The 25,787-nt window shown below is 67.5% G+C and carries 24 protein-coding genes and 1 tRNA gene; 8 read left to right on the top strand and 17 right to left on the bottom strand.

The genetic code is table 11. From position 1 onward, the window contains the following. Nucleotides 1–115: 115 nt before the first annotated feature. The 4 genes from AC07NN_RS08225 to AC07NN_RS08240 form a co-directional block, all read right to left on the bottom strand. Nucleotides 116–2,359, bottom strand: a complete 2,244-nt coding sequence (locus AC07NN_RS08225) for a DEAD/DEAH box helicase (RefSeq protein WP_494640036.1) — start codon at nucleotides 2,357–2,359, stop codon at nucleotides 116–118. 233 nt (nucleotides 2,360–2,592) lie between these two features. Next, on the bottom strand, nucleotides 2,593–3,030 hold the full coding sequence (locus AC07NN_RS08230) for a hypothetical protein (RefSeq protein ID WP_494639400.1): 438 nt from the start codon (nucleotides 3,028–3,030) through the stop codon (nucleotides 2,593–2,595). A 64-nt stretch (nucleotides 3,031–3,094) separates the two neighbouring features. Then, complete coding sequence (locus AC07NN_RS08235) at nucleotides 3,095–3,727, bottom strand: DsbA family oxidoreductase (protein ID WP_494640037.1); 633 nt, start codon at nucleotides 3,725–3,727, stop codon at nucleotides 3,095–3,097. A gap of 99 nt (nucleotides 3,728–3,826) precedes the next feature. Beyond that, nucleotides 3,827–5,152, bottom strand: a complete 1,326-nt coding sequence (locus AC07NN_RS08240; RefSeq protein WP_494639403.1) for a diguanylate cyclase domain-containing protein — start codon at nucleotides 5,150–5,152, stop codon at nucleotides 3,827–3,829. Between the two features lie 244 nt (nucleotides 5,153–5,396). Here AC07NN_RS08240 and AC07NN_RS08245 point away from each other — a divergent pair, with 244 nt between their 5' ends. Then, nucleotides 5,397–6,524 carry a CaiB/BaiF CoA transferase family protein gene (locus AC07NN_RS08245; protein ID WP_494639405.1) on the top strand — a complete coding sequence of 376 codons (1,128 nt, stop codon included), beginning with the start codon at nucleotides 5,397–5,399 and terminating at the stop codon, nucleotides 6,522–6,524. 210 nt (nucleotides 6,525–6,734) lie between these two features. Next, nucleotides 6,735–7,697 (top strand): YihY/virulence factor BrkB family protein, encoded by a 963-nt coding sequence (locus AC07NN_RS08250; RefSeq protein ID WP_494640039.1) that lies wholly within the window; start codon nucleotides 6,735–6,737, stop codon nucleotides 7,695–7,697. On the opposite strand, the gene AC07NN_RS08255 is transcribed toward AC07NN_RS08250, so the two are convergent. From AC07NN_RS08255 to AC07NN_RS08270, 4 genes are all read right to left on the bottom strand, one after another. Beyond that, on the bottom strand, nucleotides 7,660–7,902 hold the full coding sequence (locus tag AC07NN_RS08255; protein ID WP_494639407.1) for a sulfurtransferase TusA family protein: 243 nt from the start codon (nucleotides 7,900–7,902) through the stop codon (nucleotides 7,660–7,662). The genes AC07NN_RS08250 and AC07NN_RS08255 overlap by 38 nt on opposite strands. After that, nucleotides 7,895–8,620 carry a pseudouridine synthase gene (locus AC07NN_RS08260; RefSeq protein ID WP_494640041.1) on the bottom strand — a complete coding sequence of 242 codons (726 nt, stop codon included), beginning with the start codon at nucleotides 8,618–8,620 and terminating at the stop codon, nucleotides 7,895–7,897. The genes AC07NN_RS08255 and AC07NN_RS08260 overlap by 8 nt, the downstream gene beginning before the upstream one ends. A 14-nt stretch (nucleotides 8,621–8,634) precedes the next feature. Continuing rightward, nucleotides 8,635–9,543 (bottom strand): class I SAM-dependent methyltransferase, encoded by a 909-nt coding sequence (locus tag AC07NN_RS08265; RefSeq protein ID WP_494639410.1) that lies wholly within the window; start codon nucleotides 9,541–9,543, stop codon nucleotides 8,635–8,637. A 36-nt stretch (nucleotides 9,544–9,579) separates the two neighbouring features. Next, nucleotides 9,580–9,669 (bottom strand) — tRNA-Ser (locus AC07NN_RS08270). Nucleotides 9,670–9,773: 104 nt separating this feature from the next. On the opposite strand from AC07NN_RS08270, the gene AC07NN_RS08275 reads away from it, so the two are divergent. The 6 genes from AC07NN_RS08275 (at nucleotide 9,774) to AC07NN_RS08300 (ending at nucleotide 14,448) form a co-directional block, all read left to right on the top strand. Then, the gene (locus AC07NN_RS08275; RefSeq protein WP_494639412.1) at nucleotides 9,774–10,766 is read left to right on the top strand and encodes a septal ring lytic transglycosylase RlpA family protein; all 993 of its coding nucleotides are present in this window, start codon (nucleotides 9,774–9,776) and stop codon (nucleotides 10,764–10,766) included. Nucleotides 10,767–10,807: 41 nt separating this feature from the next. Continuing rightward, the gene (gene tmk / locus AC07NN_RS08280) at nucleotides 10,808–11,434 is read left to right on the top strand and encodes a dTMP kinase (protein WP_494639416.1); all 627 of its coding nucleotides are present in this window, start codon (nucleotides 10,808–10,810) and stop codon (nucleotides 11,432–11,434) included. Next, nucleotides 11,431–12,441, top strand: coding sequence for a DNA polymerase III subunit delta' (locus AC07NN_RS08285; protein WP_494640043.1), 1,011 nt, complete (start codon nucleotides 11,431–11,433; stop codon nucleotides 12,439–12,441). Before tmk ends, AC07NN_RS08285 begins: the two co-directional genes overlap by 4 nt. Further along, complete coding sequence (locus AC07NN_RS08290) at nucleotides 12,438–13,226, top strand: TatD family hydrolase (RefSeq protein ID WP_494639419.1); 789 nt, start codon at nucleotides 12,438–12,440, stop codon at nucleotides 13,224–13,226. Before AC07NN_RS08285 ends, AC07NN_RS08290 begins: the two co-directional genes overlap by 4 nt. Next, on the top strand, nucleotides 13,223–14,029 hold the full coding sequence (locus tag AC07NN_RS08295) for an MBL fold metallo-hydrolase (protein ID WP_494639424.1): 807 nt from the start codon (nucleotides 13,223–13,225) through the stop codon (nucleotides 14,027–14,029). The genes AC07NN_RS08290 and AC07NN_RS08295 overlap by 4 nt, the downstream gene beginning before the upstream one ends. 212 nt (nucleotides 14,030–14,241) lie before the next feature. Then, a complete protein-coding gene (locus AC07NN_RS08300) occupies nucleotides 14,242–14,448 on the top strand; it encodes a hypothetical protein (RefSeq protein ID WP_494639428.1) in 207 nt (68 codons plus the stop codon). Nucleotides 14,449–14,722: 274 nt separating this feature from the next. Here the strand turns inward: AC07NN_RS08300 and AC07NN_RS08305 are convergent, their stop codons facing one another. The 9 genes from AC07NN_RS08305 to AC07NN_RS08345 all read right to left on the bottom strand — a co-directional run bounded on the left by AC07NN_RS08305 (nucleotide 14,723) and on the right by AC07NN_RS08345 (nucleotide 25,711). Continuing rightward, nucleotides 14,723–15,148 carry a DUF1801 domain-containing protein gene (locus AC07NN_RS08305; RefSeq protein ID WP_494639430.1) on the bottom strand — a complete coding sequence of 142 codons (426 nt, stop codon included), beginning with the start codon at nucleotides 15,146–15,148 and terminating at the stop codon, nucleotides 14,723–14,725. A 21-nt stretch (nucleotides 15,149–15,169) separates the two neighbouring features. Next, the gene (locus tag AC07NN_RS08310) at nucleotides 15,170–15,388 is read right to left on the bottom strand and encodes a hypothetical protein (protein WP_494639432.1); all 219 of its coding nucleotides are present in this window, start codon (nucleotides 15,386–15,388) and stop codon (nucleotides 15,170–15,172) included. 12 nt (nucleotides 15,389–15,400) lie between these two features. Continuing rightward, entirely contained in the window at nucleotides 15,401–15,832 is a 432-nt protein-coding gene (locus AC07NN_RS08315) for an SRPBCC family protein (RefSeq protein WP_494639434.1), read from the bottom strand. Then, a complete protein-coding gene (locus AC07NN_RS08320; protein ID WP_494639436.1) occupies nucleotides 15,829–16,158 on the bottom strand; it encodes an ArsR/SmtB family transcription factor in 330 nt (109 codons plus the stop codon). Before AC07NN_RS08320 ends, AC07NN_RS08315 begins: the two co-directional genes overlap by 4 nt. Before the next feature lie 118 nt (nucleotides 16,159–16,276). After that, nucleotides 16,277–17,689 (bottom strand): glycoside hydrolase family 30 protein, encoded by a 1,413-nt coding sequence (locus tag AC07NN_RS08325; protein ID WP_494639438.1) that lies wholly within the window; start codon nucleotides 17,687–17,689, stop codon nucleotides 16,277–16,279. Next, nucleotides 17,689–19,977: a beta-glucosidase gene (locus AC07NN_RS08330; protein ID WP_494639440.1), complete on the bottom strand. Its 2,289-nt coding sequence runs from the start codon at nucleotides 19,975–19,977 to the stop codon at nucleotides 17,689–17,691. Before AC07NN_RS08330 ends, AC07NN_RS08325 begins: the two co-directional genes overlap by 1 nt. 19 nt (nucleotides 19,978–19,996) lie before the next feature. Continuing rightward, entirely contained in the window at nucleotides 19,997–21,526 is a 1,530-nt protein-coding gene (locus AC07NN_RS08335) for a tryptophan halogenase family protein (RefSeq protein ID WP_494639442.1), read from the bottom strand. A 111-nt stretch (nucleotides 21,527–21,637) separates the two neighbouring features. Next, nucleotides 21,638–24,502: a TonB-dependent receptor gene (locus AC07NN_RS08340; RefSeq protein WP_494639444.1), complete on the bottom strand. Its 2,865-nt coding sequence runs from the start codon at nucleotides 24,500–24,502 to the stop codon at nucleotides 21,638–21,640. A gap of 168 nt (nucleotides 24,503–24,670) precedes the next feature. Then, on the bottom strand, nucleotides 24,671–25,711 hold the full coding sequence (locus AC07NN_RS08345) for a LacI family DNA-binding transcriptional regulator (RefSeq protein ID WP_494639446.1): 1,041 nt from the start codon (nucleotides 25,709–25,711) through the stop codon (nucleotides 24,671–24,673). Nucleotides 25,712–25,787: the final 76 nt, after the last annotated feature.

A 25,787-nucleotide genomic window follows, 5' to 3' on the forward strand; every position in this document is an offset into this window, starting at 1 on the left:
CTCCCCTCCCGGGGGAGCTGTCGCGGAGCGACTGAGGGGGCATCGCCGGCCTATGCCGAGCTACCCCCTCTGGCCCTCTGGGCCACCTCCCCCAGAGGGGAGGAGAACCCAATATCTACTTCTTCTTGAACGGCTTACCGGCCGGCTTGCCGCCGGGCTTGCCGCCGGGCTTGGCGTCAAAGCTCTTGGCCTTGAAGGGCTTGGGGCCCTTGAACGGCTTGCCAGGACCCGCGTCGTCACGCTTGCCGGCATAGGGCTTCGAGTACGGCTTCGGGCCGGCGGCGTTGTCGCTGAAGGCCTTCTTGAAGGGCTTCTTCGGGCCGTCGCCGTCAGCGCGCGGCGCACGCGGCTTGAACTCGCGCGGCGCATCGGCTCCGGCCTCGTGACGCGGCTTGAAGGCGCGCTTGGGAGCGCCTTCCGAGTCCTGCGGCGAGTACGGACGCGGAGCTTCGTCGCGCTTGAAGTCGCGCGGCGCGTCATTGTCTCGCGGTGCGCGGCGCGGCTTGTAGTCGCCCTTGGGCTCTTCGCCACGGCCATACGGCTTGGCGTTGCTGACGCCGTCGGCGCTGTAGCTGGACGGACGCGGCGTGTGATCGCGCGAGCCCGGCGCGTTGTCACGCGGCGGGCGCGGCTTGAACTCGCGCGGGCTGTCGTTGTCACCACGCGGCGGACGCGGCGTGAATTCACGGCGCGGACCCGCTTCGCGCGCGGCCGGAGCCGCTGTCGGAGTGATCGTGACGTCTTCGCGCACCGTCTGCTGGACCGCCGCGCCGAACTTCACGGCCGCCTCGGCCGAGATCTCGAACTTGGTGTCGTAGTCGAAGATCCGGATCGACCCGATGTCCTTCTTGGTAATGTGGCCCAGGCGGCAGATCAGCGGGATCAGCCACTTGGGGTCGGCGTTGTTGCGACGGCCAGTGTTCAGGCGGAACCACTCCGAGCCTTCCATGCTGACGCGTTCCGGGCGGTCGCCGAAGTCGCGATCGCCGCCGAACTCGCGGGGCTCACGCGGCTCGCGGCTGCGCGGGCCCGGATCGGCGCCATGGCGCGGGTCGTCATAGATCTCTTCCGGAGCCGGCAGCTTGGCGCGGCGGGCGCGGATCAGGGCCGAGGCCAGCTCTTCGGGCGTGCGCTTTTCCAGCATGGCGGCGACCAGGCCGGCGTCATCCTCGTTGGCGGCCTCGGAGAAGATCGGATCGTCCAACAGACGTTCCTGATCCTTGATGCGGATCTCGTCGGCGGTCGGAGCGCCGCCCCACTGGCCTTCGACGCCGGCGGCCATCAGCAGCTGCTCGGCCTTGCGGCGACGCGTGTAGGGGACGACCAAGGCGCTGACGCCCTTCTTGCCGGCCCGGCCGGTGCGGCCCGAACGGTGCAGGAGGGTCGCCTTGTTGACCGGCAGTTCGGCGTGGATGACCAGGCCCAGGTCCGGCAGGTCTAGACCGCGCGCGGCGACGTCGGTGGCGACGCAGACGCGGGCGTGGCCGTCGCGCAGGGCTTGCAGGGCGTCAGCGCGTTCGCGCTGCGAGAGCTCGCCCGACAGGCCAACGACGTCGAAACCGCGCTCGCGCAGCTTGGAGTGCAGCGAACGGACGCTTTCACGGGTGTTGGCGAACACCAGCGCGCCGGGGCTTTCGAAATAGCGCAGCAGGTTGACGACCGCGTGCTCGACCTCGTTCGGCGCGACGCGGACGGCGCGGTATTCGATGTCGCGGTGCGGTTCGTTGCGGCCGATCGTGTCGATGCGGATGGCGTCGTTCTGGTAGCTCTTGGCCAGCTGCACGATCTCGCGCGCCAGGGTGGCCGAGAACAGCAGGGTGCGGCGCTCGGCCGGGGCGGCGTCGAGGATGAACTCCAGGTCCTCACGGAAGCCCATGTCGAGCATCTCGTCGGCCTCGTCGAGGACGGCGACCTTCAGCTCCGACAGGTCCAGGTGGCCGCGCTCGATGTGGTCGCGCAGACGGCCCGGGGTGCCGACGACGATGTGCGCGCCGTAGTTCAGGGCGCGCTGCTCGCGGCGAGCGTCCATGCCGCCGACGCAGTTGACCACCACGGCCTTGGCCTCGGCGTAGAGCCAGGTCAGCTCGCGATTGACCTGGATGGCCAGTTCGCGGGTCGGGGCGATGACCAGGCACAGCGGCGCGGCGGCGCGGCCGAAGATCTCTTCCTCACCCAGGAGGGTGGGGGCGGCGGCCAGGCCGAAGGCCACGGTCTTGCCCGAGCCGGTCTGGGCGCTGACCAGCAGGTCGCGGCCTTCGGCGTCGGCTTCCAGCACGGCGGCTTGGACGGGGGTGGGCTCGGCATAACCTTGAGCGGCGAGAGCCCGCTCAAGAGCGGGGTGAGAGGCGGGGAAGGGCATTTCGGTCCAGTTCATTTGCGGCCGCACACACAAACGCGCGGCTCGCGCCAATGACCAAATCGGGCCCCTGAAGCCTAAATGCTTCCCTCGGACCGCTTCTTGGTCGAATTCAACGAAAATAGCCCCCTTTCGCGGCCGCGACGATGCGTCGGCGACGAAAAGGGGGCTTGATGAGCGGCCTTATGAGGCTATCCGCCGTCGGAAAGCAAGTGCGGCGGCATATTTGTCGCGGTTCAGACGAGGCCTGTGTCTTCCAGGCGACGCCCAGAGAGCTCTCCGGCCAGGCGCGCGACCCCGGCGGTCAGCAGCCCGAGCATGGCCATCATCAGGGCCTCGGCCAGGCCCGGCGCCAGGATGGCGAGGCTCGGGGTGGCGCCCAGATTGGCGATCCCGACCGCGCCGGCCAGCAGGGTGTAGGCCGCTGCGGCGAAGCCCAGGGGCAGGGCGCTTCTATTGATCGCCGCCAGCCATTTCGGCTCGAGGCGGGCCAGCGCGATCACCGGTCCGGCGATCAAGCCGGCCACCAGCAAGACGGCGATCAGTTTCACTGGGATGGCGGCGTCGACGAAGATGCCCAGCAAGGTCAGGGGTTGCTTGCCGGTAGAGGCCAGGGCAGGCGTAGCGAGCATCACGGCGGCTGCCGCGACGAGTGTTAGATGGCGTAGGCGCATGGTGAACTCCAGCGTGATTACGGATGTAATTCATACGGGAGAGTTACGCGCGTAAATTTTGGAGTCAAGCGCCCGAAATCAGCGCCTGATCGATGGCCTCGGCGATGCGCTCCGGCGTTTCAGCCCCGACCACGGCGACCTTGCCGGCGAAGATGGCGAACGGCACGCCGGTGACTCCGCCCTGGACGGCCATGGCATGCTCACTGGCCACGGCTTCCTTGTCGGCGCCTTCGGATAGCAGCTGCAACACCACGATCCGCTCCATGCCGGCGGCTTCGGCGATGTCGGCCAGCACCATCGGATCGCCGATATCGAGGCCTTGGGTGAAGTAGGCGCCGAACATCGCTTCGACGACCTCGTCCTGGACGCCGGCCGTCAGGGCCCACCGGATCACGCGATGAGCGGCGTTGGTGTTGGGCGAGAGCGTGATGGCCTCGAAGTCGAAGGTGATGCCTTCCTCGGCGCCGCCCTCGACCAATGCCGCGTGGACGGCTTTCAGCTTGTCGGGATCCTTGAACTTGTTGGCCATGTACTGCTTGCGATCGACGCCTTCCTCGGGAAGCGTCGGGTCCAGCTGGTAGGGCCGCCAGACCAGCTGGGCCTGGACGTCAGGGCGCAGGGCGACCGCCGATTTCAGGCGTCGCCAACCCAGATAGCACCAGGGGCAGACCACGTCGGCGACGACGTCGATAATCATCTGCTGAGCCACGGCGCACTCCTCACGAAACCGCTACAAGACGGGTTCCATATAGGAGCTGCCGCTACGGCGCCCAAGCTTCACTTTAGGAGTAGAAACTTAGCCGGCGTCGCGCTTCAAGGCGCTGGCGGCGGCGCGTTCCAGGGCCTTCACGGCGCCTTCGCCCGGCTGGACCTCGGCGACGCCGATGTCGAACTCGCAGACGAACGGCGGGCGGTCGTCGCCGGCGTCGAAGGCCGTGCAGCCGATCACGGCCGCGATCCGCTCGGCGGCGGCGCGGGCGGCGCCCAGGTTGGTCGCGGGCAGGGCCAGGGCGAAGACCTCGGTGGCCAGGCGGGCCGGAGTGTCCTCGACGCGGACCAGGCGGCCGACCATCGAGCCGATCTGCGGGATGGCGCGGTCCAGCCAGCCGTTCTGGCGCGCCCAGACGGTCTCGGGCTTGTCGGCGATGCGCAGGACGCAGATCGACAGCGGCCGGGCTCGTTCACGGGCGGCGGTGGCCAAGCGGGCCAGGTGGGCGGCGAACAGGTCGCGAGTGAAGAGGCCGGTGGCCGCGTCCATCAGGCCCGAACTGCGAGCCTTCTCCAGGGCGCCGCGGATGGCCTCGCCGCGTCGGAAGCTGCGGGCCAGCTCCATGACGCGCATGGCCGTCTCGACCTCGGGCGTCTCGGGCGAGGCCACGTCGGACACGCCGCGATGGAACGCCTCGGACATGGTCACGTAGCTCTCGGCCTTCAGATAGAGCAGGGCCGGGATGTGGAAGAGGCGGGTGTTGCGGCGCATGCCGGCCGCGATCGACAGGGCTTCCTGCTGGCTGTCGCCGGCCCAAAGCACCACGGAGTCGAACGCCCGCTCGTGCAGGTAGTCGAAGGCCGTATAGGCGGTGAAGGCGCCGACCACCTCGGCGCCGCTGCTCTGCAGGGCGTTGGCGAGGGCCAGGAACTGCGGGGCCGGCTCGCCGACGGCCAGGATACGGTAGGGCGTATCCGGCGGCTCGGGCAGGTCGAGGCGACGGCCACGCTCGCCGAAGGTCTCGAGGCGCAGCTCGAACTCTTCCTCGGCGATGGCCGTGCGCACCAGGGTCTCCAGGCGCAGGGCGGCCTGGGACGGATGCAACGGCGGCGAAAGCGTCAGGTCGAACGACTGGTTGCGATAGTCGCCTTCCGGGTCGCCGATGGCGATGACGGGCAGGCGGCGCGGCTGGACGGCGGCCTTCAGGCGACGGGCCAAGGTCTGGGTCTCGGGGCCAGCGCTGGCCAGGTCGACGATGACGGCCTCGATCGGCAGGTCGCCCAGCGCGGCCAGAGCGGCATAGGGACCGCGCGCGGTGATCGTGCGCCATCCCAGCCGGTCCAGCCCTTCGGCCAGCGGTCCGGCGCGAACGTCATCGCGCGCCACGATCAGGATCCGGGCGTCAACCGCCAAACCAACCTCCGCCCGAATGCTCGCGTGGCCTGTACCACGGGTACGGCTGAGATTCGACGCCGCAACATAGCAGAGGCGCAGCGACGTCAAAGCTACGCAACGCCGCAGGCTGGGGGTGAAACGAAGATCGTCGCGAACCTGGGCGGGAGGGCTTGCCTGACCGAGCGTCAGGGTCGTTCTAGTGGGCACAAGGTCGGCCACGTTCGAAGGGCCGTCCCTCAAGGGAAGACTGGGAGATCGCGTCATGGGCCAGGGGCCGCTTTCGGGACTGAAGATCGTCGAGTTCGCCGGCATCGGTCCGGGACCGTTCTGCGGCATGCTGCTGTCGGACCTCGGCGCGGATGTCGTTCGGATTGACCGAAAGGGGCAGGGGCGGGGCTCGCCGGCCGATGTCACCGCGCGGGGCCGCCGCTCGGTGGCGCTGGACTTGAAGAACCCGGAGTCGATCGAGACCTGCCTGAAGCTGCTGGAACAGGCCGACGGCCTGATCGAGGGCTTCCGGCCGGGCGTCATGGAGCGGCTGGGCCTGGGCCCGGACGTGGCGCTGGCCCGCAATCCCAAGCTCGTCTACGGCCGCATGACCGGCTGGGGCCAGACCGGCCCCTACGCCAAGGCCGCTGGCCACGACATGAACTACATCGCCATCACCGGCGCGCTGCACGCCATCGGCACGAGCGACAAGCCCGTGCCACCGCTGAATCTGGTCGGCGACTTCGGAGGTGGCGCGCTCTACCTGGCCTTCGGTCTGCTGGCCGGGGTGATCCACGCTCGCTCGACGGGGCAGGGGCAGGTGATCGACTGCGCCATGAGCGACGGCGCGGCCTCGCTGATGGCCATGTTCTACGGTTTCAAGGCTGGCGGCATGTGGAACGAGGGGCGGCGGACGAACCTGCTCGACGGCGGAGCGCACTTCTACGACACCTACGAGTGTTCGGACGGCAAATGGATCTCGATCGGCTCGATCGAACCGCAGTTCTACCTGCTGCTGCTGGAGAAGACCGGCATCACCGATCCTCAGTTCCAGCACCAGATGAGCCGCGAGGAGTGGCCGGAGCTGCGCGAGAAGCTGGCCGCCGTGCTCAAGACCAAGACTCAGGGCGAATGGTGCGCGATCATGGACGCCACCGACGTCTGCTTCGCCCCGGTCCTGACCATGGACGAGGCGCCCAAGCACGCCCACAACGCCGCCCGCGAGACCTTCGTCGAGGTGGCCGGCGTGACCCAGCCGGCGCCGGCGCCGCGCTTTTCGGCCACGCCCGGCGCGATCCAGGGGCCGCCGCCCAGGATCGGCGGGCATAATGAGGAAGCCTTGGCCGACTGGGGCTTCTCCGCCGGTGCGATCGCCGGTTTGAAGGCCTCCGGAGCGCTCTAGATCGGATGACCGCCGCGTTCAGGTGCGGTTCAGGCGGCGGGTCCTAGCTTACGGGTGTCGACCGGTTGCTACGCCCATCCGTCCCTCGAAGTGGCGACCGGTTCACAGGTACGACCAACAGGCACGTCCTGCGGAGACGCGTCGCCTTCCCCAAGGCGGCGCGTCTTTGACGTTTGGCTCTCCGCTTTGACTCCGGGGGTCCGCATCGCCATGGTCCGCCGGATGCAAGATCCGCTGCACCAAATCCGTTGGCGCGACCTCGACCTCGATCCGACACACTGGGTGCGTGAAATCCTCCGCGTTCTAGGGCTGGCCTTGTCGCGCCTCTGGGGCCGCGATGTGATGCTTTACGTCGGTGGCGTCTCGTTTTTCGCGCTGCTGGCGGTGTTCCCGGGGCTGGCGATTCTGATCGGCCTCTACAGCTTCTTCCTGACGCCGGAGTCGGCCGCGCACCAGGCCACGAAGCTGGCCGAACTGATTCCCTCCGGCGCCCGCTCGATGTTCCAGGACGAGTTCGGCCGCCTGGCACACGCGCCTGGACAGACAATCTCGCTGCAGAGCGCGGTGGTGCTGATCGTTGGCGCCTATGCCGCCCATCGCGGCTTCAAGGCCCTGCTGGCGGGCCTCTCGTTCATCCACGACGAGGAGAATCAGCGCGGCTTCTTCGGCTTCAACCTGATGGCCCTGCTGGTGCTGATGGCGGCCTTCGGCCTGCTTTTCATCATGTCGGGCGTCTTCCTGTTCCTGCGCCTGCTGGGCGCGGCCCTGAGCCTGCGGCCGCTGGCCGGCGTGTCGTGGATCCAATCAGAGTGGACCTGGGCCAGCTTCGGCATCGTGGTCGGCATGACCCTGGTCTATCGCTACGCCATGTCCCGCGAGCCGGTCGGCTGGCGCGCCTCGATCGCCGGCGGCGTGGCCGCGGCGGCGCTTTGCGTCTTCATGTCGTGGGCCAGCGCCTTCTATGTCGAGAAGATCGTCCACCTGGGCGCGACCTACGGCTCGGTCTCGGCCGTGATCATCTTCCTGATCTGGCTGTCGTGGAGCGTGAACGCCATTTTCTTCGGCGGCGCCCTGGCCACCGAGGTCGAGATCGCGCTGGACGAGCGGCCACGCGCACTTCTGGAAGGCCCCAAGCCTATCCCGCTGAAGTCGCCTTCCGAATACGAATCCTGATCACGCCGCCGTCCTGATCGGCGACCTCCAGCACTTCGGCGCCAACCAGGGCAGCGAAGTGTGGTGCGTCGATGCGCGCCATCGGGTCGGTGGCCAGCAGCACCAGCTCCGCGCCCGGCGCGGCGGCTTCATGGGCTTTGCGCAGCTTCAGCGTCGGAACGGGGCAATGGTGGCCCCGCGCATCGACCAGGATCGGCTCAGCCATCGGCGAACACCGCCTCGGCTTCGTCGGCCGGCAGGATGCGATGTTGGCCCGGCTCCAGGTCGGCGGGCAGGACGAGGCCGCCGATCCGTTCGCGATGCAGTGCGACCACGTGATTGCCGACGGCGGCGAACATGCGCCGCACCTGGTGATAGCGGCCCTCGGTGATCGTCAGCCGCGCCGTCTTCTCGTCGACGACATCCAACTGGGCCGACAGCAGCGGCTTTTCCTCGCCGTCCAGCATCAGCGTCCCGGCGGTGAAGACCTCGCCCTCTGAGCCGGCCAGCGGCCGGTCGAGCGTGACGAAATACGTCTTGGGCACGTGCCGCTTGGGCGAGATCACCCGGTGCAGGAAGTCGCCATCGTCGGTGATCAGGATCAGGCCGCTGGTGTCCTTGTCCAGCCGGCCGACGGTCGACAGGCCGGGATCCCGCAGCCGCCAGCGGCGTGGCAGGAGGTCGTAGATCTTCTCGCCGTCCTCCTTGTGCGAGCATGTCACGCCCAGCGGCTTGTGCATGATCAGCACCAGCGGGGCGGGAGGATCGACCGGGACGCCTCGGATGGTCATGCGCTCGGGCAGGGTGGCGTCGACGGCGATGCGGGCGCCGGCGTCCTTCACGACCTTGCCGTCCAGCACAACCTTGCCCGAGGCGACCAGCGCCTGGACGTCCTTGCGGCTGCCATAGCCCAGATTGGCCAGCAGCCGATCCAGGCGCGCCATCAAGGCCTTGCCGCTCACTTCTTCGCCTCGAACACCTTGTAGCCGCCGCCTTCCGCGACCAGCCGGACCTTGGCGAAGCTCTCGGCCAGGATCGCCTCGTAGGGCAGGTGGCGGTTGGCCACGATCCACAGGCTGCCGCCCTTGCGCAGCACCTGCGCCGCCGAGCGGATGAAGGCCTGACCCAGCGTCTTGTCCTCGCCGCCACCCTCGTGGAACGGCGGGTTGCTGACCACGAAGTCGAGGTCCTTCAACTCCGACTGGCGGGCGTCGCCCCAGGCGAACGCGGCGCGCGGGTCGGTGACGTTGCGCTTGGAGACCTCGATGGCGCGATGGTCCAGCTCGACCAGGGTCAGCTTGGTCACCTTGGCCGAGGCCAGGACATTCAGCGCCAGCAGGCCGATGCCGGAGCCGAAATCGGCCCCCGTGCCCGCGAACTCGGGCAGAACCTGCAGCAGGGCGTTGGTGCCGGCGTCCAGGCGATCCCAGCTGAAGACGCCCGGTTGGGTCCACAGGCCGTTCTCGCTGATCCGACGCGGCGCGCCGGCGGCGATGGCGTCGGCCAGGCCCTTGATCTCGGCCGGGCGGACGACGACGCAGATGCGATTGTGCCGGCGGGCGTTTTCGCCCACCTCGCAGCCCAGGGCCTGGAGCTCCTTCTTCAGGCGCAGGCCGCCCCGATCCTTGGGCGCGAAGGCCGTGAGACGAGCGCCAGGCGCCAGAAGACGCAACGCCTGGGCGAGGACATAACGTCGCTCCACCGCTCCGGCGGGCGCTCGAACGGTCACCGCCGCGAAGGATTCGTCCGGAATCGAAGCGATATCGGTCGAGCCGACGACCAGGGGTGACAGCTGAACTGCGTCCGGCGCGGACGGCGCCAGATCGAGATCGGCCTGGCCATAGAGCGCGGTACGGGTCGCCGACATGCTTGTCCTGAAAGGGTTTTCTGGGCCTGGAAGTTGTGGCGGACAGGGTGGGATTCGAACCCACGGTAGGCTTCCACCTACGGCGGTTTTCAAGACCGCTGCCTTAAACCACTCGGCCACCTGTCCGGAGCAGGCGGCTATATCAGCGCGCCCGCGCCTTAACCAGACTTCAAAACAAACAGGCGAAGATGCCAGCTCGGAAGGGTGCGACCCGTCTGGACGGCTTGGAGATGAACCAGCGTATCGATCAGGTTTGGCGGACCGTGCGCAACCTGGGCCTTCTGGCCCTGGCGGCGGCGAGCCTCGCCGCCTGCGCCACGCCCAAGTACGAGGCCGGCAGGCCCTCCATGACCGTGGCTGCCAGCACCGGCAGCGCGCCGCGTCCTGGCTCGACGGTCGGCCGCGACGGCAAACCGCTGCGCGGCACCGAAAAGCCCTATCAGATCAAGGGCATCTGGTACTATCCGCACGAGGACAAGGACTACAACGTCACCGGGACCGGGTCCTGGTACGGCGAGCAGTTCCACAACCGCCGCACCGCCAACGGCGAAATCTTCGACATGGATATCCCGTCGGCGGCCCATAAGACGCTGCCGCTGCCCAGCCTGGTCGAGGTGACCAATCTCGACAACGGCCGCAAGATGATCGTCCGGGTCAATGACCGCGGTCCGTTCATCGACGACCGCATCATCGACCTCTCGAAGGCCGCCGCCGACGAGCTGGGCTATCGCAAGAACGGCCTGGCCAAGGTCCGCGTCCGCTATGTCGGCCCGGCGCCGAAGACCGCCTTCGACACGCCGCGCCAATACGCCCGCGCCGAGACCGCGCCACGCAGCTTCGACGACATCAAGGAACCGCCGCAGCGCGTGCAGGTCCTGCCGCCGCGCCGTGAACCGGAGTGGACGCCGCCCGTGCAGCCGGCCCGACAGCTTCCGAGCATGGCCGACTATTCCGCGCCGGAGATCAATCCGCCGAACCTGGGCGCCATCCCGGCCAAGGCTTACCGCATCCAGGCCGGCTCGTTCTCGAACCGCGAGAACGCCGAGAAGGCCGTACGGCAACTGGCCGGCGCCGGACGCGCCCTTATCGAGCCGATCGAACGCGCCAGCGGCACGCTTTACCGCGTCACGGTCGCCGCCGGTCAGGACGAGGGCGAGGCTTGGAGCCTGCGCGAGCGGGTCGAGTCGCTGGGCTATTCCGGCGCTACGGTCCTTCGTCCCTAGAAGCGCTGGACAAGGCTCGGAAACCGGTCGAATGGAGACCGGTGACCCAGGGCCATTTCATCAGTTTCGAAGGCGGGGAGGGGGCTGGTAAGTCCACCCAGATTCGCCGCCTCGCCGAACGTCTGCAGGCCGCCGGCCATGACGTCGTCGTCACCCGCGAACCGGGCGGCAGCCCGGGCGCGGAGGCTATCCGCGAGCTACTGGTCAACGGCGCGGCCGACCGCTGGTCGTCGGTCACCGAAACGCTCCTGATGTACGCCGCTCGCCGCGACCACGTGGAGCGGGTGATCCGTCCGAGCCTGGCTCAAGGCAAGGTCGTGCTGTGCGACCGCTTCGCCGACTCGACCCGGGCCTACCAGGGCGCCGGCGGCGATGCGCCGGCGACGTTGATCGCCTCGCTGGAAGACCACGTGCTGGGCGGGACCGTTCCACATCTGACCCTGATCCTGGACCTGCCGGCCGAGGTCGGCCTGACGCGAGCCGAAGCCCGTGGTGGCGCCGCTCGGTTCGAGTCCAAGGGCCTGGAATTTCATCAGCGCCTGCGCGCCGGCTACCTGGAGATCGCCCGCAAGGAGCCCGAGCGCTGCGTCGTCATCGACGCCAACGCCGAGATCGACGCGGTTACGGTCGCGATCGGCGACGCCGTCACTCAGCGCCTGGACCTCTGATGGCGACGCCGGCTCATCCCCGCGACGTTTACCGCCTGGACGGCCAGTCCGCCGCCGAGGCCGCTTTCATCGACGCCCTGGACCGTGGCCGGCTGCACCACGCCTGGCTACTGACGGGTCCCGAAGGCGTCGGCAAAGCGACCCTGGCCTACCGAATGGCCCGCCGCCTGCTGGGCGCTCGGCCCGATCCGAGCCAAGGCCTGCTGGGCGCCGCGCCGTCCGACGTCGTCAGCCGCCAGGTCGCGGCCCGCTCGCATCCGGATCTGATGGTGCTGGAGCGCCTGACCGACGACGGCAAGGCCCGCAAGTCGATCCCGGTCGACGAGGCCCGCCAGCTGCCGGAATTCTTCTCCACCACGCCGGCGGTCTCGCCCTATCGGGTGGCGATCATCGATGCGGCCGACGACCTCAACGTCAACGCCGCCAACGCGGTGCTGAAGACGCTGGAAGAGCCCCCACCGCGCGGCGTCATCCTGCTGATCAGCCACGCGCCAGGAAAGCTGCTGCCGACCATCCGCTCGCGCTGCCGCCGTCTGGCCGTGCCCGCGCCGGGCGTGCCGGCCGCCGCCGAGATGGTCGAGCGCATGGCCGACGTTTCCGGCCGCGACGCCGAGCGACTGGCCCGCATGGCCCACGGCGCGCCGGGCAAGGCGCTGCAACTGGCCGCCGCCAAGGCCATCGAGATGGACGACGCAGCCAACGAGATCCTGCGCGGCCTGCCCAAGATCGACGAGGGTGCGCTGCTGGCCATGGCCGACACCTTCCGGGGCGCGGAAGGCGCGGCGCGGTTCGAGCTCCTGATGGATCGCATGGCCGACCAGGTGCGGATCTTCGCCACCCAGGTCGCGGCCGACGGCAAGAATTCGCCAGGCCTGGACCGCTGGGCGGCCGCCTGGGAGCGCCTCTCCAGCTGGCCAGGCGAGGCCGAGGCGGTGAACCTGGACCGCGCCGACGTGTTCTGGAGCGTCATCTCGGACTTGCGCGCGGCGGCCAAGACGGCGATGTGAGCCGCATGCTCATCGACAGCCACGTAAATCTCCACGCCCCCCAGTTCGCCGAGGACAAGGACGCCGTCATCGCCCGCGCTCGTGAAGCGGGCATCGGCCTGATGGTCACCATCTGCGACAAGGTCAGCTCGTTCGAAGCCGTGCACGAAATCGCGATGGCCGAGCCCGACATCTGGTGCACGGTCGGCACCCATCCGCACGAGGCCAAGGAAAACCCCGGTCTAGTCGCCGCCGATCTGGTCGCGCTGGCCCAGCGTCCGCGCGTCATCGGCATCGGCGAGTGCGGCCTCGATTTTCACTACGACCTGTCGCCGCGCGAGGTGCAGGCCGAGGTGTTCCGCCAGCACTGCATCGCCGCGCGCGAGAGCGGCCTGCCGCTGGTGGTCCACACCCGAGAGGCCGACGATGTGATGGCCGAGATCCTGGAAACCGAGCACGCCGCCGGTCCGTTCAAGATCCTCATGCACTGCTATACTAGTGGCCCCGAATTGGCCGCCCGAGCCGCCGCGCTGGGCGCCTGGTTCTCGGTCTCCGGCATCGCGACGTTCAAGGCAGCCGAAGAGGTGAGGGCGGTGATCCGCGACATGCCGGCCGACAAGATCATCGTCGAGACCGACTGCCCCTATCTGGCGCCGGTGCCGATGCGCGGCCGTCGCAACGAGCCGGCCTACCTGCCGCACATCTACGACAAGCTGGCCGAAATCCGAGGCTGGACGCGCGCCGAGACCGAGCAGCGGACTGAAGATGCGTTCTTCGCCCTGTTCGACCGGATCCGACGCCCATGACCGGTCAGCTGGAGTTCACGATCCTGGGCTCCGGCTCCTCGGGCGGTGTTCCGCGCTCTGACGGCAATTGGGGCGATTGCGATCCGGCCGAGCCCAAGAACCATCGCTCCCGCTGCTCGCTGATGGTGCGGAAAATCGGGGAGGGCGTCCCTTCCCGCGAGACGACGATCATCGTCGACACCTCGCCCGATTTGAGGCTCCAGACCGCCTCGGCCGGCGCCAAGCGCGTCGACGCGGCGCTGTTCACCCACGACCATGCCGACCAGGCCCACGGTATCGACGACCTGCGGCCGTTCTTCCTGAACCAGCGGGCGCGTATCCCGGCCTATATGGACCAGGCGACGCATGACGGCCTGCTGGCGCGGTTCGAGTACATTTTCAAGACGCGGGGCGGCTATCCGGCGATCCTGGAGCCGCGCCTGGTTCCGCCGCTGGGCGAGGATTTCGCGATCGAGGGCCCCAGCGGGGCGATCCCGGTCCATACGTTCGATGTCGACCACGGCGAGGTCCGCGCCGTCGGCTACCGCTTCGGCGGCGTGGCCTATACGCCGGACATTCGGGCGGTGCCCGACGCCAGTTGGGCCAGCCTGGCCGATCTGGACGTCTGGATCGTCGATGCGCTGCGCTGGACGCCGCATCCGACCCACGCCCATGTCGAACTGGCCCTGGACTGGATCACTCGCGCCAAGCCGCGTCGCGCCGTCCTGACCAATCTGCACATCGACCTGGATTTCAACGCGCTGAAGGCCAAGCTGCCGTCCGGCGTGGAACCCGCCTACGACGGTATGCGCTTCACGCTCTAGATTACCGCGTTGTCACTTTTGACCGTCGTTTCGAGGCGTAAGCTGCCTAAACCAGGCGCTGAAAGCGCTCCCAAACGTCCTTCGTCGCAACTTCCCCCAAGTTCGGCGAAAACTTGGCCTTACGTAACAGCGTTGAAATAAGCTCGTCCAACAACACCGTCATAGGGACGCGGTAGAGTTCACTTACCCGAGCGTCACTCGACCCAATCGTCATGGCCGAAACCGTCACCATCTCTCGCGAAGTGTTCCAGCGTCTCAGGGCGCGCTTGCCCGCCGTCACGCGCGAGCATCTGTTCGACTGCTATTCGATCAGCGAAACGACCTGGACCAAGCTGCGCGACGGCAAGCCCGTGAAACGTTCGACCCTGGACCGCGTATTGGCCAAGCTGGCGCTGCTGGACGCCCGGGTCGCGGCCTAGAGCCGACTACGCGCACAACGGCCGAAATCTCGACCTCATTGACGAGTTCGTGCGCCGTAAGCCGCAGAACTTGCGATCAACGCCGAAATTGCGGCTGGATCCGCATCGGTGGGCGCAAAACCAAGGCCATCCGCTATTTCTGATAATATATCTTAGACGATATATGGATTGGCGAAGCTGGACGCGCCTGTCGCTGGCCGTCTCACGCTTCCCTCTGATCCATGAAGTTTAGGAAACGGCCGAAGACCCTCGTCTCCGACCGTCTCTCAATCCCTCAGGCGCCCCTCGGCGCCTTCCTGGTCTTGCTGGACGCCTTGGCGGCGTTCAGCGCGACGGCGGCACGGATCAGCGCCTTGAACGCGGTCTCGTTGATCTCGACGCCTTCGCCGAAATCGATCGCTCGCCGGGTCGCGCCTTCCAGGCTGGAATTGAACAGCTTGCTGGGATCCGCCACCGACGCGCCGTTAGCGAAGGTTGTCTTCACGGCGGTCTTGTAGCTCTCGCCGGTGCAGATGATCCCGTCGTGCGACCAGACCGGCTGACCCCACTTCCATTCCTCGACCACATCCGGGTCGGCTTCCTTGATCAGCGCGCGCAGCCGGCCCAGCGTTTCGCCACGCCAGCCGCCGAGCTCCTGGATGGCCCGATCGATCAGGATCGAGGCCGGAACGCCTTCATCTTCTGGACGGGACTTTTTCATGATCTGGCCGCTCGTTAATGATTATGAAGCGCTGGCTCGGCCGCGCATCCGCAGCACGTACGGCAGCGCGAACAGATAGAGCCCGGTGACCAACAGTATGATCAGCGGGATCAGGGCCAGCAGTCCGACCCAGCCCGGCGGTTGGGCTTTGCCCACGGTCATCGTGACGATGTAGGTCAGAACGCCCAGTGTGAAGGCGATCGACAGCCAGCGGTGAACCTGGCGCATCCACTTGTTCATGGTGAGAGTCCCCTACTCTACGGTTTGGTCCAGCCGCGTCAGCAGCTGCTCGAGATTGCCGAAGAAGGTCTTCCAGCCGGCATGGGCGCCGCCGAAGGCCTGCTTCTGGTCGGGACGGAAGCCCACCTGCTCCATGCGCAGATGCGTGCCGCCGCCGGTCGGGGTCAGGGTGAAGGTCACCACGCTCTTGAGGTCGTAAGCCGGGTCCTCGTGCTCGAAATCCCAGCTGTAGGACAGCGACGTCGGCGGCTCGACCTCGATCACCTTGCAGTCCAGGACCCCGCCCCATTCGCCGCGCAGATTGAACTTGTGGCCGACGGTCGGCTGGAAGTCGTTCTGCATCAGCCATTCGGAGATCAGGTGCGGCTGCGTCAGGGCGCGCCATAGCTTTTCGGGCGGATGAGAGATGTCGCGCTCGACGATGACGGAACGGGCTTCGGTCATTGGTCCATCCTGTTGAGAAGGTTTTCGAGGTTGTCGAACCGGGCTTCCCAGAAGCCGGTCATCTGGCGCGTCCAGTCCGTCAGCGGCGCCAGGGCGCCCAACTGGGCGCTGTAGTGGGTCTGACGACCCTCGTGGCGATCACGGACCAGGCCGGCGAGCTTGAGCACGCCGAGATGTTTGGAGACCGCTGGTTGGGACACGCCCGCCTGGACAGTGATGGCGCCGACGGTCTGTTCGCCGTCACGGCACAGGCGCTCGAAAATGGCTCGCCGTGTGGGGTCGGCCAGTGTTCTGAAGAGCGCGTCTTGGGCATCGGTTGCCGACAACTCATAACTCCTTGGATATGAGTTATTCATAACCGCAGAGCTATAGGTTCGTCAAACCCGAAAAATGGACGCTCGCGACGACGCCAGGAGGATCGCCTCGTCGCGAGCGGCGTCCGGTTTATCGCCAGACGAAGGTCCCGGCGGAGCGGGCCGGTAGGAATGCCTTGAAACGCCGAGCGCCCTCGCCGATCGCGAAGCTCGCTGGCTGGGTTCCGACGTTCAGTACGATCATCACGCGCTCACCGTTCTTGTTCTGGAACGCGACGGTTCGCAGGTCGCCGACCTTGGCCGGCGAGCCGATCCGCACCGCGCCGGGCTTCACGAACCGACTGGCGTGACCGAAAGCGTAGTATTCCTGGGTCCGCGTGACCGCGCCGGTCTTGCTGTCGATCGAGACGACGCCCCGGCAGCCGCCGCAGCCGCCCTTGTGCGGGCCGAAGGTCTCGTCGAGGGCCAGGTTCCACATCAGGACGCCGCGCGCGCCGCCTCGGGTGGAGCCGATGATCAGTTGCTCGACCACCCACGAGAAGCTGTCGTCGAACTTCGCCGACCATTCCCCGCTCGAGCATTCGGTGAAGAAGACATCCTTGTCGGGGTGAACCGCCCTCACCTGCTCCTGGGCCGCCACTTCGCCCGCGTAGCAGTGCCAGGCGACGCCGGCGAGGAAGGCCTTGGCCTTGGGATCGGCCAGCACGGTCAGCGGCTGCTGCGGCTGGTCCCAGTTGTGATCCCAGTCGAGAACCTTGGTCGTGATTCTCGCGCGCCTGAAGGCCGGCGCGAGGTTCTCGCCGAAGAACCGGGCGCGATCCTGGGGCCGCCAGCGCATGCCGGGATAGTTCTCGGGCTCGAAGTCGGGCTCGTTCTGGATGCTGAGATAGTCGGTCGGCACGCCGACCTTGGCCGCATCCTTGACGTAGCGGGCGAAGAAGTCGGCATAGACCGGATAGGCCTCGGGCTTCAGCTGGCCCTTCACCAGCGAGCCCGTGGTCTTCATCCAGGCCGGGGCGCTCCAGGGCGAGGCCATGACCTTGAGCTCGGGATTGATCTTCAGAGCCGCGCGGACGGTCGGGAAGACGTATTCCTGTGGCCGCTTCAGCGAGAAGTGCTCCAGCGTCGGATCGGCCGCCCCGCCTGGGGCGTCGTCCAGGCTGTAGTGATCCAGCGAAAAGTCCGACGCGCCGATGGTCACGCGGGTGAAGCTGAACCCCAGACCGCCCTGCTCGCGTCCGTAGAGCTCCTTCAGCAGGCTGTCGCGCTGGGCTGGCGTCAGCTTGTTCTGGATCAGCCAGGCCGAGGCGTCGGTGATCGCCGCGCCGAAGCCGACGATCGACTGGTGGCGCTCCTTGGTATCGACGGCGATCAGCGGCAGGCCGGCGACCGCATCGGCCGGCACCGCGCTCGAAGGCGCCTGGGCGGACATCAGCTGGCTCTTGTCGCCGGTCGTCACCCAGGCCTGGAGCTTGGGCGCGGCGATGGCCGGCGCCGCCGAAGCGAGCGCCACGACCGCGACGGTGGCGTGGAGCGCGCGCATCACGGCTTCCTAGACCAGGCCTTGAGATTGGCCTTGCCGGTCAGCACGGCCTCGCCCGCGTTGCGGCCGACGTAGAGCGGATAGCTGCCCGCCGCGATCGTCCAGCCGGGCTTGGTGACGTCGTAGTCGGCCAGGAGGCGCGGTTCGACGGTCAGGGTGACGCGCTTGGTCTGTCCCGGCGCCAGATCGACCTTCTCGAAGCCCGCCAGGCGGACCATCGGCTTGCGCTTGCCGGCCGTGACATAGAGCTGCGGCGTGTCGGCGCCGGCGACCTTGCCGGTATTGGTGACATCGAAGCTGACCTTCAGGCCCGCCGCGTCCTCGACCTTGAGGTTCGCGTAGCCGAAGCTCGTGTACGAGAGGCCATAGCCGAACGGATAGAGCGGCTGGCGCTTCTCTTGCGCGTACCAGCGGTAACCGACGGCGGCGCCCTCGACGTACTTCACGGGGAAGCCCTTGATGCCCGGGACTTTCTGACCGGCGCGGCGAGCATCGTCGATCGCGGCCTGCTCGGCGAAGCCCGGCGCGCTGGCGCGCGGCGCCTGATCGGCGGACTTGGGGAAGGTCATGGCCAAACGGCCCGACGGATTGACCTCGCCGAATAACAGGCGGGCGATGGCCTGGCCGCCGCGCTGGCCGGGATACCAGGCCTGCAGCACCGCGCCGACGCGACCCAGCCACGGCATGGTCACCGGGCCGCCGGTCTCCAGCACCACGATCGAATTCTTGTTGGCCGCCGCGACCGCATCGATCAGGGCGTCCTGGTTCTCGGGCAGAACGATCGACGGAGCGTCCTGAGCCTCGGTCTGCCAGTGCCAGGCGAAGACGATGGCGATGTCGGCATCCTTGGCAGCGGCCGCTGCGGCCGCCGGGTCTTTGCCGTCGACATAGATCACCTCAGCGCCCGGCGCGGCGGCCTTGATGGCCTCCAGCGGCGAGGAGGCGTGCCAGGTGACGCGGACGAACGAAGCCGCCTCGCCGCCGTTCAGCGGGATCTCGACCGGCGCGCCGCCGACCGAGCGGACCTGGGACGAACCGCCACCCGAGATCACGCCGACATCGGCATGGGCGCCGATCAGCACGATCTTCTTGGCCGTCCTGGCCAGGGGCAGCAGGTTCCCGTTGTTCTTCAAGAGCACGGAGCCGCGCTCGGCCACGGCCTGGGCGACCTTGGCGTGGGCGTCGTAGTCGATCGGCTGGGCGGTCGTCGGCAACGGATTGTCGATTAGGCCAGAGGTAATCACCCCATGCAGGATGCGGCGGACCATGTCGTCCAGCCGCGCCTGGCTGACCTCGCCCTTGGCCAGCGCCGCCTTCAGATCGTCGCCGAAGAAGATCTGGGTGTCCAGCTCCTGGCCCGACTGCTGATCGAGGCCCGCCAGGGCGCCCTTCACCGTGCTGTGCACCGCGCCCCAGTCGGACATCACCCAGCCCGGATAGTTCCAGTCGCGCTTGAGCACCTTGTTGAGCAGGAAGTCGTTTTGGCAGGCCCAGTCGCCATTGACCTTGTTGTAGGCGCACATGACCGAGGCCGGATGGCTCTTCTCGATCGCGATCTGGAAGGCCAGCAGGTCGCTCTCGCGCAGGTCGGCCTCGTCGATCTGGGCGTCCATCACGTGGCGGCCCGTCTCCTGGGCGTTCAGGGCGAAGTGCTTGATCGTCGAAACGATGTGGTTGGACTGCACGCCCTTGATCTGCTCGCCGGCCATCTCGCCGGCCAGCAGCGGATCTTCGCCCAGATATTCGAAATTGCGGCCGGCCCACGGGTCGCGGGTCAGGTTCATGCCGCCGGCGAGCAACACGTTGAAGGTCTTGGCGCGGGCTTCCGAGCCGATCATCGCGCCGCCGGCATAGGCCAGCTTGGGCTCGAAGGTCGAGGCCAGGGCCAGGCCCGACGGCAGGGCCGTGGCGACATCGCCCTTGCGCTGCTCGACCTGGTTGGCCACGCCCAGGCTGGCGTCGCTCTGGCGCAAGGTCGGGATCTTCAGGCGCGGCACGCCCGGCACGTAGCCGGCCGAGGGGATCATGTCGGCCGGGACCGTCTTGGTCATCGGCGGGAACAGGCCGTGCAGGTACGTGATCTTCTCGTCGAGCGTCATCTGTTTGACGAGCGCGTCGGCGCGGGCCCAGGCCGGGTCGTTGGCGCGCGGCGCCAGCGGGGCGCTGTTCTTGGTCGGCATGACCTCGGCGAGCACGCCCGACATTGGAGCGAGGGAAAGCAACGCCACGGCGGCAGTGGTCCGGCACAGGATCCGCAGGGCGGATGAAGGCTGGGCGGCGGTCGTCATGGCGTTACTCCGTAAGCGTCTAAGATGTTGGGGCTGAGGGCGCGGCCAGCGGCGGCGCCTGGCACGTGCGCGCCACGAACTCGGCATGGCTCGGCATGACGTTCAGGCACTTGCCGATGACGGCTTGGATATTGCCGAGGTAGCGGGCGATCTCGTCGTCCGACTGGACGCGGACCAGCGGGTCATGGCCGCGCGGGATCACGCCCTGGCCCAGGAACACCTGGATCCAGCTCTCCTCGGTGAAGAGCTCGTCGTCCTCGCGGAACACCCGGCCGTTGGCGCGGAAGAGGTCCATCTTCCGCTGCAGCGTCGCGGGAACCTCCATGTCGCGGCAGTAGCGCCAGAACGGCGTGTCGTCGCGCTCGGTGGCCTTGTAGTGGAGGATGATGAAGTCGCGGATGCGCTCGTACTCGAAGTCGCTCTGGCGGTTGAACTCATCGACATTGGCCTGGTCGAAGCCGGCGTCGGGCAGCAGCCGCACCAGGCGGATCACCGCCGACTGGATCAGGTGCAGGCTGGTGGACTCCAAAGGCTCCATGAAGCCGCTGGCTAGGCCGACCGAGACGCAGTTCTTGTTCCAGATCTTCTTGCGCTTGCCGGTCGTGAAGCGGATGCGCAGCGGATTGGCCCGCTGGGCGCCGTCCAGGTTCGACAGCAGGACGCGCTCGGCCTCGTCGTCGTCGATATATTTGGACGAATAGACGTGGCCGTTGCCGGTGCGGTGCTGCAGCGGGATGCGCCACTGCCAGCCGGCGTCATGCGCGGTCGAGCGGGTATAGGGCGTGAAGTGCTCCGAGCGCTCGGACGGCAAGGCGATGGCCCGGTCGCAGGGCAGCCAGTGCGTCCAGTCCTCGTAGCCGGTCTTCAGCGCCTGCTCGATGATCAGCCCGCGGAAACCCGAGCAATCGACGAAGAAGTCGGCGACGATGACCTCGCCGTCGTTCATGGTCACCGACTGCACGAAGCCGTCCTCGGGCCGCAGGGTAACGTCGACGATCTTGCCCTCGCGCCGGTTGACCCCGCGCGCCTGGGCGTAGGTCGACAGGTGCTTGGCGTAGAGGCCCGCGTCGAAGTGGAAGGCATGGGCGATGTGGCCGATCGGGGACTCGGCCATGTCCGCCCGGGCGCGCATGAACTTGTCCTGCAGCGCCATGGCGTTGTTGATCGACAGGTCGTTGAAATCGCCCGCGCGGCCCAGTTCGCGCATGCGCAGCCAGTACTGGTGGACGCGCAGCCAGCCGAGATCCTGCCCCAGCACGCCGAAGCCGTGCAGGTAGCTCTCGCCCTTGCGGAACCAGTTGCGAAATTCGATGCCCAACTTGAACGAGCCCTGCGTCTTGCGCAGGAAGTCGTCCTCGTCGATGCCCAGAAGCTCGTTGAACTTCTTGATGGCGGGGATGGTCGCCTCCCCTACCCCGACGGTGCCGATCTCCTCGGACTCGACGAGCACGATCTCGTAGAGGCCTTGAAACAGGCGCGAGCACAGCGCCGCCGTCATCCATCCAGCGGACCCGCCGCCGGCGATCAGTATCTTCTTGAGCGGTTGCAACCACCCGCCTCCCGTTAAGCGAAAGGTCGAGGGGGACATGCCCCCTCGCCTCCCTTGGTTCTTGCCTGGCGAGCCGGACCGCTGGGGAGAGCGGCCGGTTCAGCCCTCTGCTTAGAACCGATAGTTCACGCCGAACAGGATCTGACGGCCGTACTTTTCGTAGGTCTCCGGCAGCGAACCGCCGCTGCTGGTCTTGGTGCCGCCGCCGTCCAGGCCGAGGCGCGTCCGGTACGGCGTGTTGGTCAGGTTGTTGACCTGCACCAGGAAGCCCAGGTTCTCCATCGGACCGTCCTGGAAGGTGTAGCCGACCTGGGCGTCCACCTGCTTGTCAGCCAGGATCTCGGTGAAGCCCCGGGTAGCGAACAGCTGCACCACTTCGCCCTTGAAGGCCGAGCGGTAGCGCTGGCTGATCCGCGCCTGGAAGCCGCCACGCTCGTAGTAGCCGGTGACGTTGTAGACCGTGCCCGACAGGCCCGGGATGCGGACCTTGGCCTTGGGATCGGTGCTGGTCGTCGGATTCAGGTTCGACTTGGTCAGCGACAGGCTGCCCTGCATGCCGAAGCCCTTCAGGATATCGGCGAACTGGCCGAACTCGACCGCGCCGCTGAATTCCAAGCCCTTCACGACACCGCCATTGCCGTTGGCCGGCAGGGTGATCTGGCCGATCGGGCTGATGGTGATGCCCGGCGGGATCGCCGAGGCGGTCGTGGGCAGCGGGACGCCGGTGAAGTCGAACTTGCCGGTCTGCGTGTAGATGTAGGTGTCGAGCTTCTTGTAGAAGCCGGCCACCGACACGTAGGTCGCGGGGCTGACGTACCATTCGTAGGCCAGGTCGGCGGCCTTGGCTTCCCACGGACGCAGGTGCGGATTGCCGCCGCTGGCCGACCACGGATTGACCGTCGTGCCGGGCGCGCAGGGCTGACCCGAGCAGACCAGCGAGTTGAAGCCCGGGGTCACGTTGGCGCGCATGTCGTCCATGCGCGGACGGGCCATGGTCTTCGATAGCGCCAGGCGCAGGCGATGGCCGCCGCCCAGGTCGTAGATCAGGTTCAGGCTGGGCAGGACGTCGGTGTAGTCGTCCTTGGTGCTGATCTTGGTCGGGGTGATCGGCTTGCCCGGCTCGGTGCCGTTGATGACGATGCCGGCCGAGGCCTGTTCCTGCTTGACCACCTGGACGCCCAGGTTGCCGCGCAGATCGCCGGCCTGGAAGTTGGCGCGGGCGAAGAGGGTCGTCACCTTCTCGGTGATGTCCCAGGTCTTGTCGTAGTAGTTGGCGTCCAGGATCGGCGCCCAGTTGTAGTACTTGCGCCAAGCGTCGCCGATGTTGACGCTAAGCACGCTGCCAAAGCCGGCGAAGCCCAGGCTGGTCGGATCGACCAGGTCGGCGGCGTCGACATAGACCTGCTGGCGACCGTTCTTCAGGAACAGGTCGTTGTCCGAGACGGTCTTGCCCTTGTCGCGCTTGGTGTGGTTCACGCCCGCGCTGACCTGGGTGATGAAGCCGTCCAGCTCGTGCTCGAGGCGCACGTCGATGGTGGTCACGTCTTCCTTGACGTGCGGGAAGCGGATCGCGCCGTCATGGCCCCAGCCGCCCCACGGTGCGCGGTCGCCGAGGGTGACCTTGCCGGCGTCGGCGTAGTTGAAGCCCTCATCGTACTGCGAGAAGCCGTTGTCGGCGACGCGGAAGCCGATGTTGTCGAAGGTGCGGCCGATGTCCGGCGTGGCCGGGGTGACGCCGCCGACGCCGCGGCCATAGCCCGCGTACGTCTCCATGATCTGTTCCTTCCGCTTGTTCGACGAATAGGACAGGTCGGCGACCAGCTTGGTCTTGTCGGTGAGCTGGAACTCGTTGTTCAGGCCGGCCGAGAACAGCTGGTCCATGCGCGTGTTGTAGTCGTTGCGCAGCTGCGGGACGCCGTTGTGCAGCACGCCGCTGCGGGCGAACTGCGATCCGCCGATCTCCTCGGTCTTCACGTCGGTATAGGTGGCGTTGTCGGCCCAGCCGTTCGAGAACCACTGCGCGCCGCGCGTGGCTTCCTTCTGGCGGAACGTCGAGTAGTAGAGGTCCAGGGTCGAGTGGATCTTGTCGTTCGGCTGGTACTCGAAGATGCCGATGGCCGCGTCACGCTTGTTGAAGCGCGAGGTGGCGAAGATCTCCTGGCCATTCAGCATCAGGGCGTTGTCGGCGCTGTCGGGCGTGACCGCGAAGCCGAAGGCCTCGTAGCCGTAGGCCTTGTAGTGCTTGACCTGCGAGGGCGAACCCAGATGGGCGTAGCCCAGGGCCACGCCGAACGTGCCGTCGGCGAACTGGTTGATGTAGCTGGCGCTGTAGCGGCCGCCCCAGTTGTCGATGTCGTCGTTCAGCTTCTTGCCGGCGGTCTGCTCGCCCCGGATGTTCACGGCCAGGGCGCGCTTGCCGTAGGCGAGCGGACGCACGGTGCGCAGGTCGGCGGTGCCCGACAGGCCCATGCCGGAGACCTGGGCGTCCGGCGTCTTGTAGATCACGACGCTGGACAGCAGTTCGGACGGATACTGGTCGAACTCGACGGCGCGGTTGTCGCCGGAGCTCGCCTGCTGGCGGCCGTTCAGCAGCGTGGTGGTGAAGTCGGGCGCCAGACCGCGGATCGAGATCACCTGGGCGCGGCCGTTGACGCGCTGCGCGGCCAGGCCAGGAAGACGGGCGATCGACTCAGCGATCGAGACGTCGGGCAGCTTGCCGATGTCCTCGGCCGAGATGGCCTCGACGATCGAGGTCTCGTTCTTCTTGATGTTGATCGAGTTCTGGATGCTGGCCCGGATGCCCGTCACCACGATGGCTTCGACGGTGTCGTCTTGGGCGGGCTTGGCGGCTTGGTCGGTCGATTGCGCCCAGGCCGCGCCCGGGCCGGCGATGGCCAGGGTGATCGCGGCGGCCGAAGCCGTGGCGTAGAATCGCTGGATGGACGGACGCGCGCCGCTCGTCGTGCGGTTTCGCATAAGCTCTCCCCTATGAACTCGCCCCTGCGCGGGCGGCCTTATCGTTTTTTGTTTTCGGGCCAAGCATGGCCGTGGAAGCGCTTCCATGGAAGCGCTTCCAATAACGTGCAGCCCGACAACGTTGTCAAGCGCGAAACAATCTCGAAACAGAAACGGGGCGGAACGAGCCTAGGTCGCGGCCGTCGTCTGGCGCGAAACGACGGCGTGCTCCAGCTGTTGGAACACGGGCTCGGGGGCCAGGTTGGCTCCGGTCAGACGGGCGACCAGAAGCTCGACGGCGCGTTGGCCCAGCACCTTCACGGGCTGGTGCACCGTCGTCAGAGGCGGCCAGACGATGGCGGCGACAGGGGCGTCGTCAAACCCTGTAATGGAAAGGTCCGCCGGGATGCTGAGGCCCCTGGCGTGAGCCGCTGAAAGCACCCCCGCGGCCATGTCGTCATTGGCGCAGACCAGGGCCGTCGGCCGCAGCGGATGGTCCAGCAGGCTGGGCGCCAGATGGGTCCCCGAGCGGAATGTGAAGTCGCCGCGCACGACCACATAGTCGGTCGCGCCGAGCCCCTGCTCGTCCAGGGCGCGCTGGAAGCCCTTCAGGCGGCGATCGGCCGAAAGGTGGCCCTCGAGGCCGGCGATGAAACCGAATCGGCGATGGCCCAGGCGCAGCAGTTCGCGGGCGATGTCGTAGCCGCCCGCCTCGTCGTCGACGCCGACGCCGTCGAACCGGACCTTGGCCGGACCGCCAGGCGAGACGGTGACGACCTTGCAGCCCTGGGCCAGCACGGCCTCGATCAGGGCCACGTCGTCGCTGTAGGGCGGCGACAGGATCAGGCCTTCGCAGCGCTGGGTGGTGATCAGCTCGATGACCCGCTTGTGGCAGTCGGGCGTCTGGTCCGGAACGTTCTGGACCAGCACCTGATAGCCCAGCGCCAGGCAGGCCCGCAGCGCGCCCAACTCCAGGGCGGACTCGTAGTACGAGTTAGGGTCATTCTCGGGGTCCGAGGCGAACACGAAGGCCAGCAGCCGGCTGGCGCCGCCCGCCAGGCTGCGCGCCTGCGGATTGACCTTGTAGTCCAGTTCCTCGACGGCCTGCATGACGCGAGCCCGGACCTCGTCGCGGACGTTGGGACCGCCGTTGAGCACTCGAGACACCGTCACGCGCGCCACGCCCGACAGGCGGGCGACGTCGTCGATGGTCGGTCTCTTACTCGTCAAGTCGGGCTCCCCTCGAAGGCCGGGAAGATGATCAGGAAAGCGGCGCAACACAAGCGGTTGAACCGGATGGCTCGCC

The organism is Caulobacter sp. GW821-FHT09H08 (assembly GCF_059415885.1).

Coding starts and splice junctions, on each gene's coding strand:
- AC07NN_RS08300 (WP_494639428.1), top strand. CDS start 14,242: ATGGCCGAAACCGTCACCATCTCTCGCGAAGTGTTCCAGCGTCTCAGG.
- AC07NN_RS08295 (WP_494639424.1), top strand. CDS start 13,223: ATGACCGGTCAGCTGGAGTTCACGATCCTGGGCTCCGGCTCCTCGGGC.
- AC07NN_RS08330 (WP_494639440.1), bottom strand. CDS start 19,977: ATGACGACCGCCGCCCAGCCTTCATCCGCCCTGCGGATCCTGTGCCGG.
- AC07NN_RS08235 (WP_494640037.1), bottom strand. CDS start 3,727: ATGATTATCGACGTCGTCGCCGACGTGGTCTGCCCCTGGTGCTATCTG.
- AC07NN_RS08340 (WP_494639444.1), bottom strand. CDS start 24,502: ATGCGAAACCGCACGACGAGCGGCGCGCGTCCGTCCATCCAGCGATTC.
- AC07NN_RS08260 (WP_494640041.1), bottom strand. CDS start 8,620: ATGGCGCGCCTGGATCGGCTGCTGGCCAATCTGGGCTATGGCAGCCGC.
- AC07NN_RS08305 (WP_494639430.1), bottom strand. CDS start 15,148: ATGAAAAAGTCCCGTCCAGAAGATGAAGGCGTTCCGGCCTCGATCCTG.
- AC07NN_RS08315 (WP_494639434.1), bottom strand. CDS start 15,832: ATGACCGAAGCCCGTTCCGTCATCGTCGAGCGCGACATCTCTCATCCG.
- AC07NN_RS08325 (WP_494639438.1), bottom strand. CDS start 17,689: ATGCGCGCGCTCCACGCCACCGTCGCGGTCGTGGCGCTCGCTTCGGCG.
- AC07NN_RS08275 (WP_494639412.1), top strand. CDS start 9,774: ATGAACCAGCGTATCGATCAGGTTTGGCGGACCGTGCGCAACCTGGGC.
- AC07NN_RS08250 (WP_494640039.1), top strand. CDS start 6,735: ATGGTCCGCCGGATGCAAGATCCGCTGCACCAAATCCGTTGGCGCGAC.
- AC07NN_RS08245 (WP_494639405.1), top strand. CDS start 5,397: ATGGGCCAGGGGCCGCTTTCGGGACTGAAGATCGTCGAGTTCGCCGGC.
- AC07NN_RS08310 (WP_494639432.1), bottom strand. CDS start 15,388: ATGAACAAGTGGATGCGCCAGGTTCACCGCTGGCTGTCGATCGCCTTC.
- AC07NN_RS08225 (WP_494640036.1), bottom strand. CDS start 2,359: ATGCCCTTCCCCGCCTCTCACCCCGCTCTTGAGCGGGCTCTCGCCGCT.
- AC07NN_RS08230 (WP_494639400.1), bottom strand. CDS start 3,030: ATGCGCCTACGCCATCTAACACTCGTCGCGGCAGCCGCCGTGATGCTC.
- AC07NN_RS08265 (WP_494639410.1), bottom strand. CDS start 9,543: ATGTCGGCGACCCGTACCGCGCTCTATGGCCAGGCCGATCTCGATCTG.
- AC07NN_RS08255 (WP_494639407.1), bottom strand. CDS start 7,902: ATGGCTGAGCCGATCCTGGTCGATGCGCGGGGCCACCATTGCCCCGTT.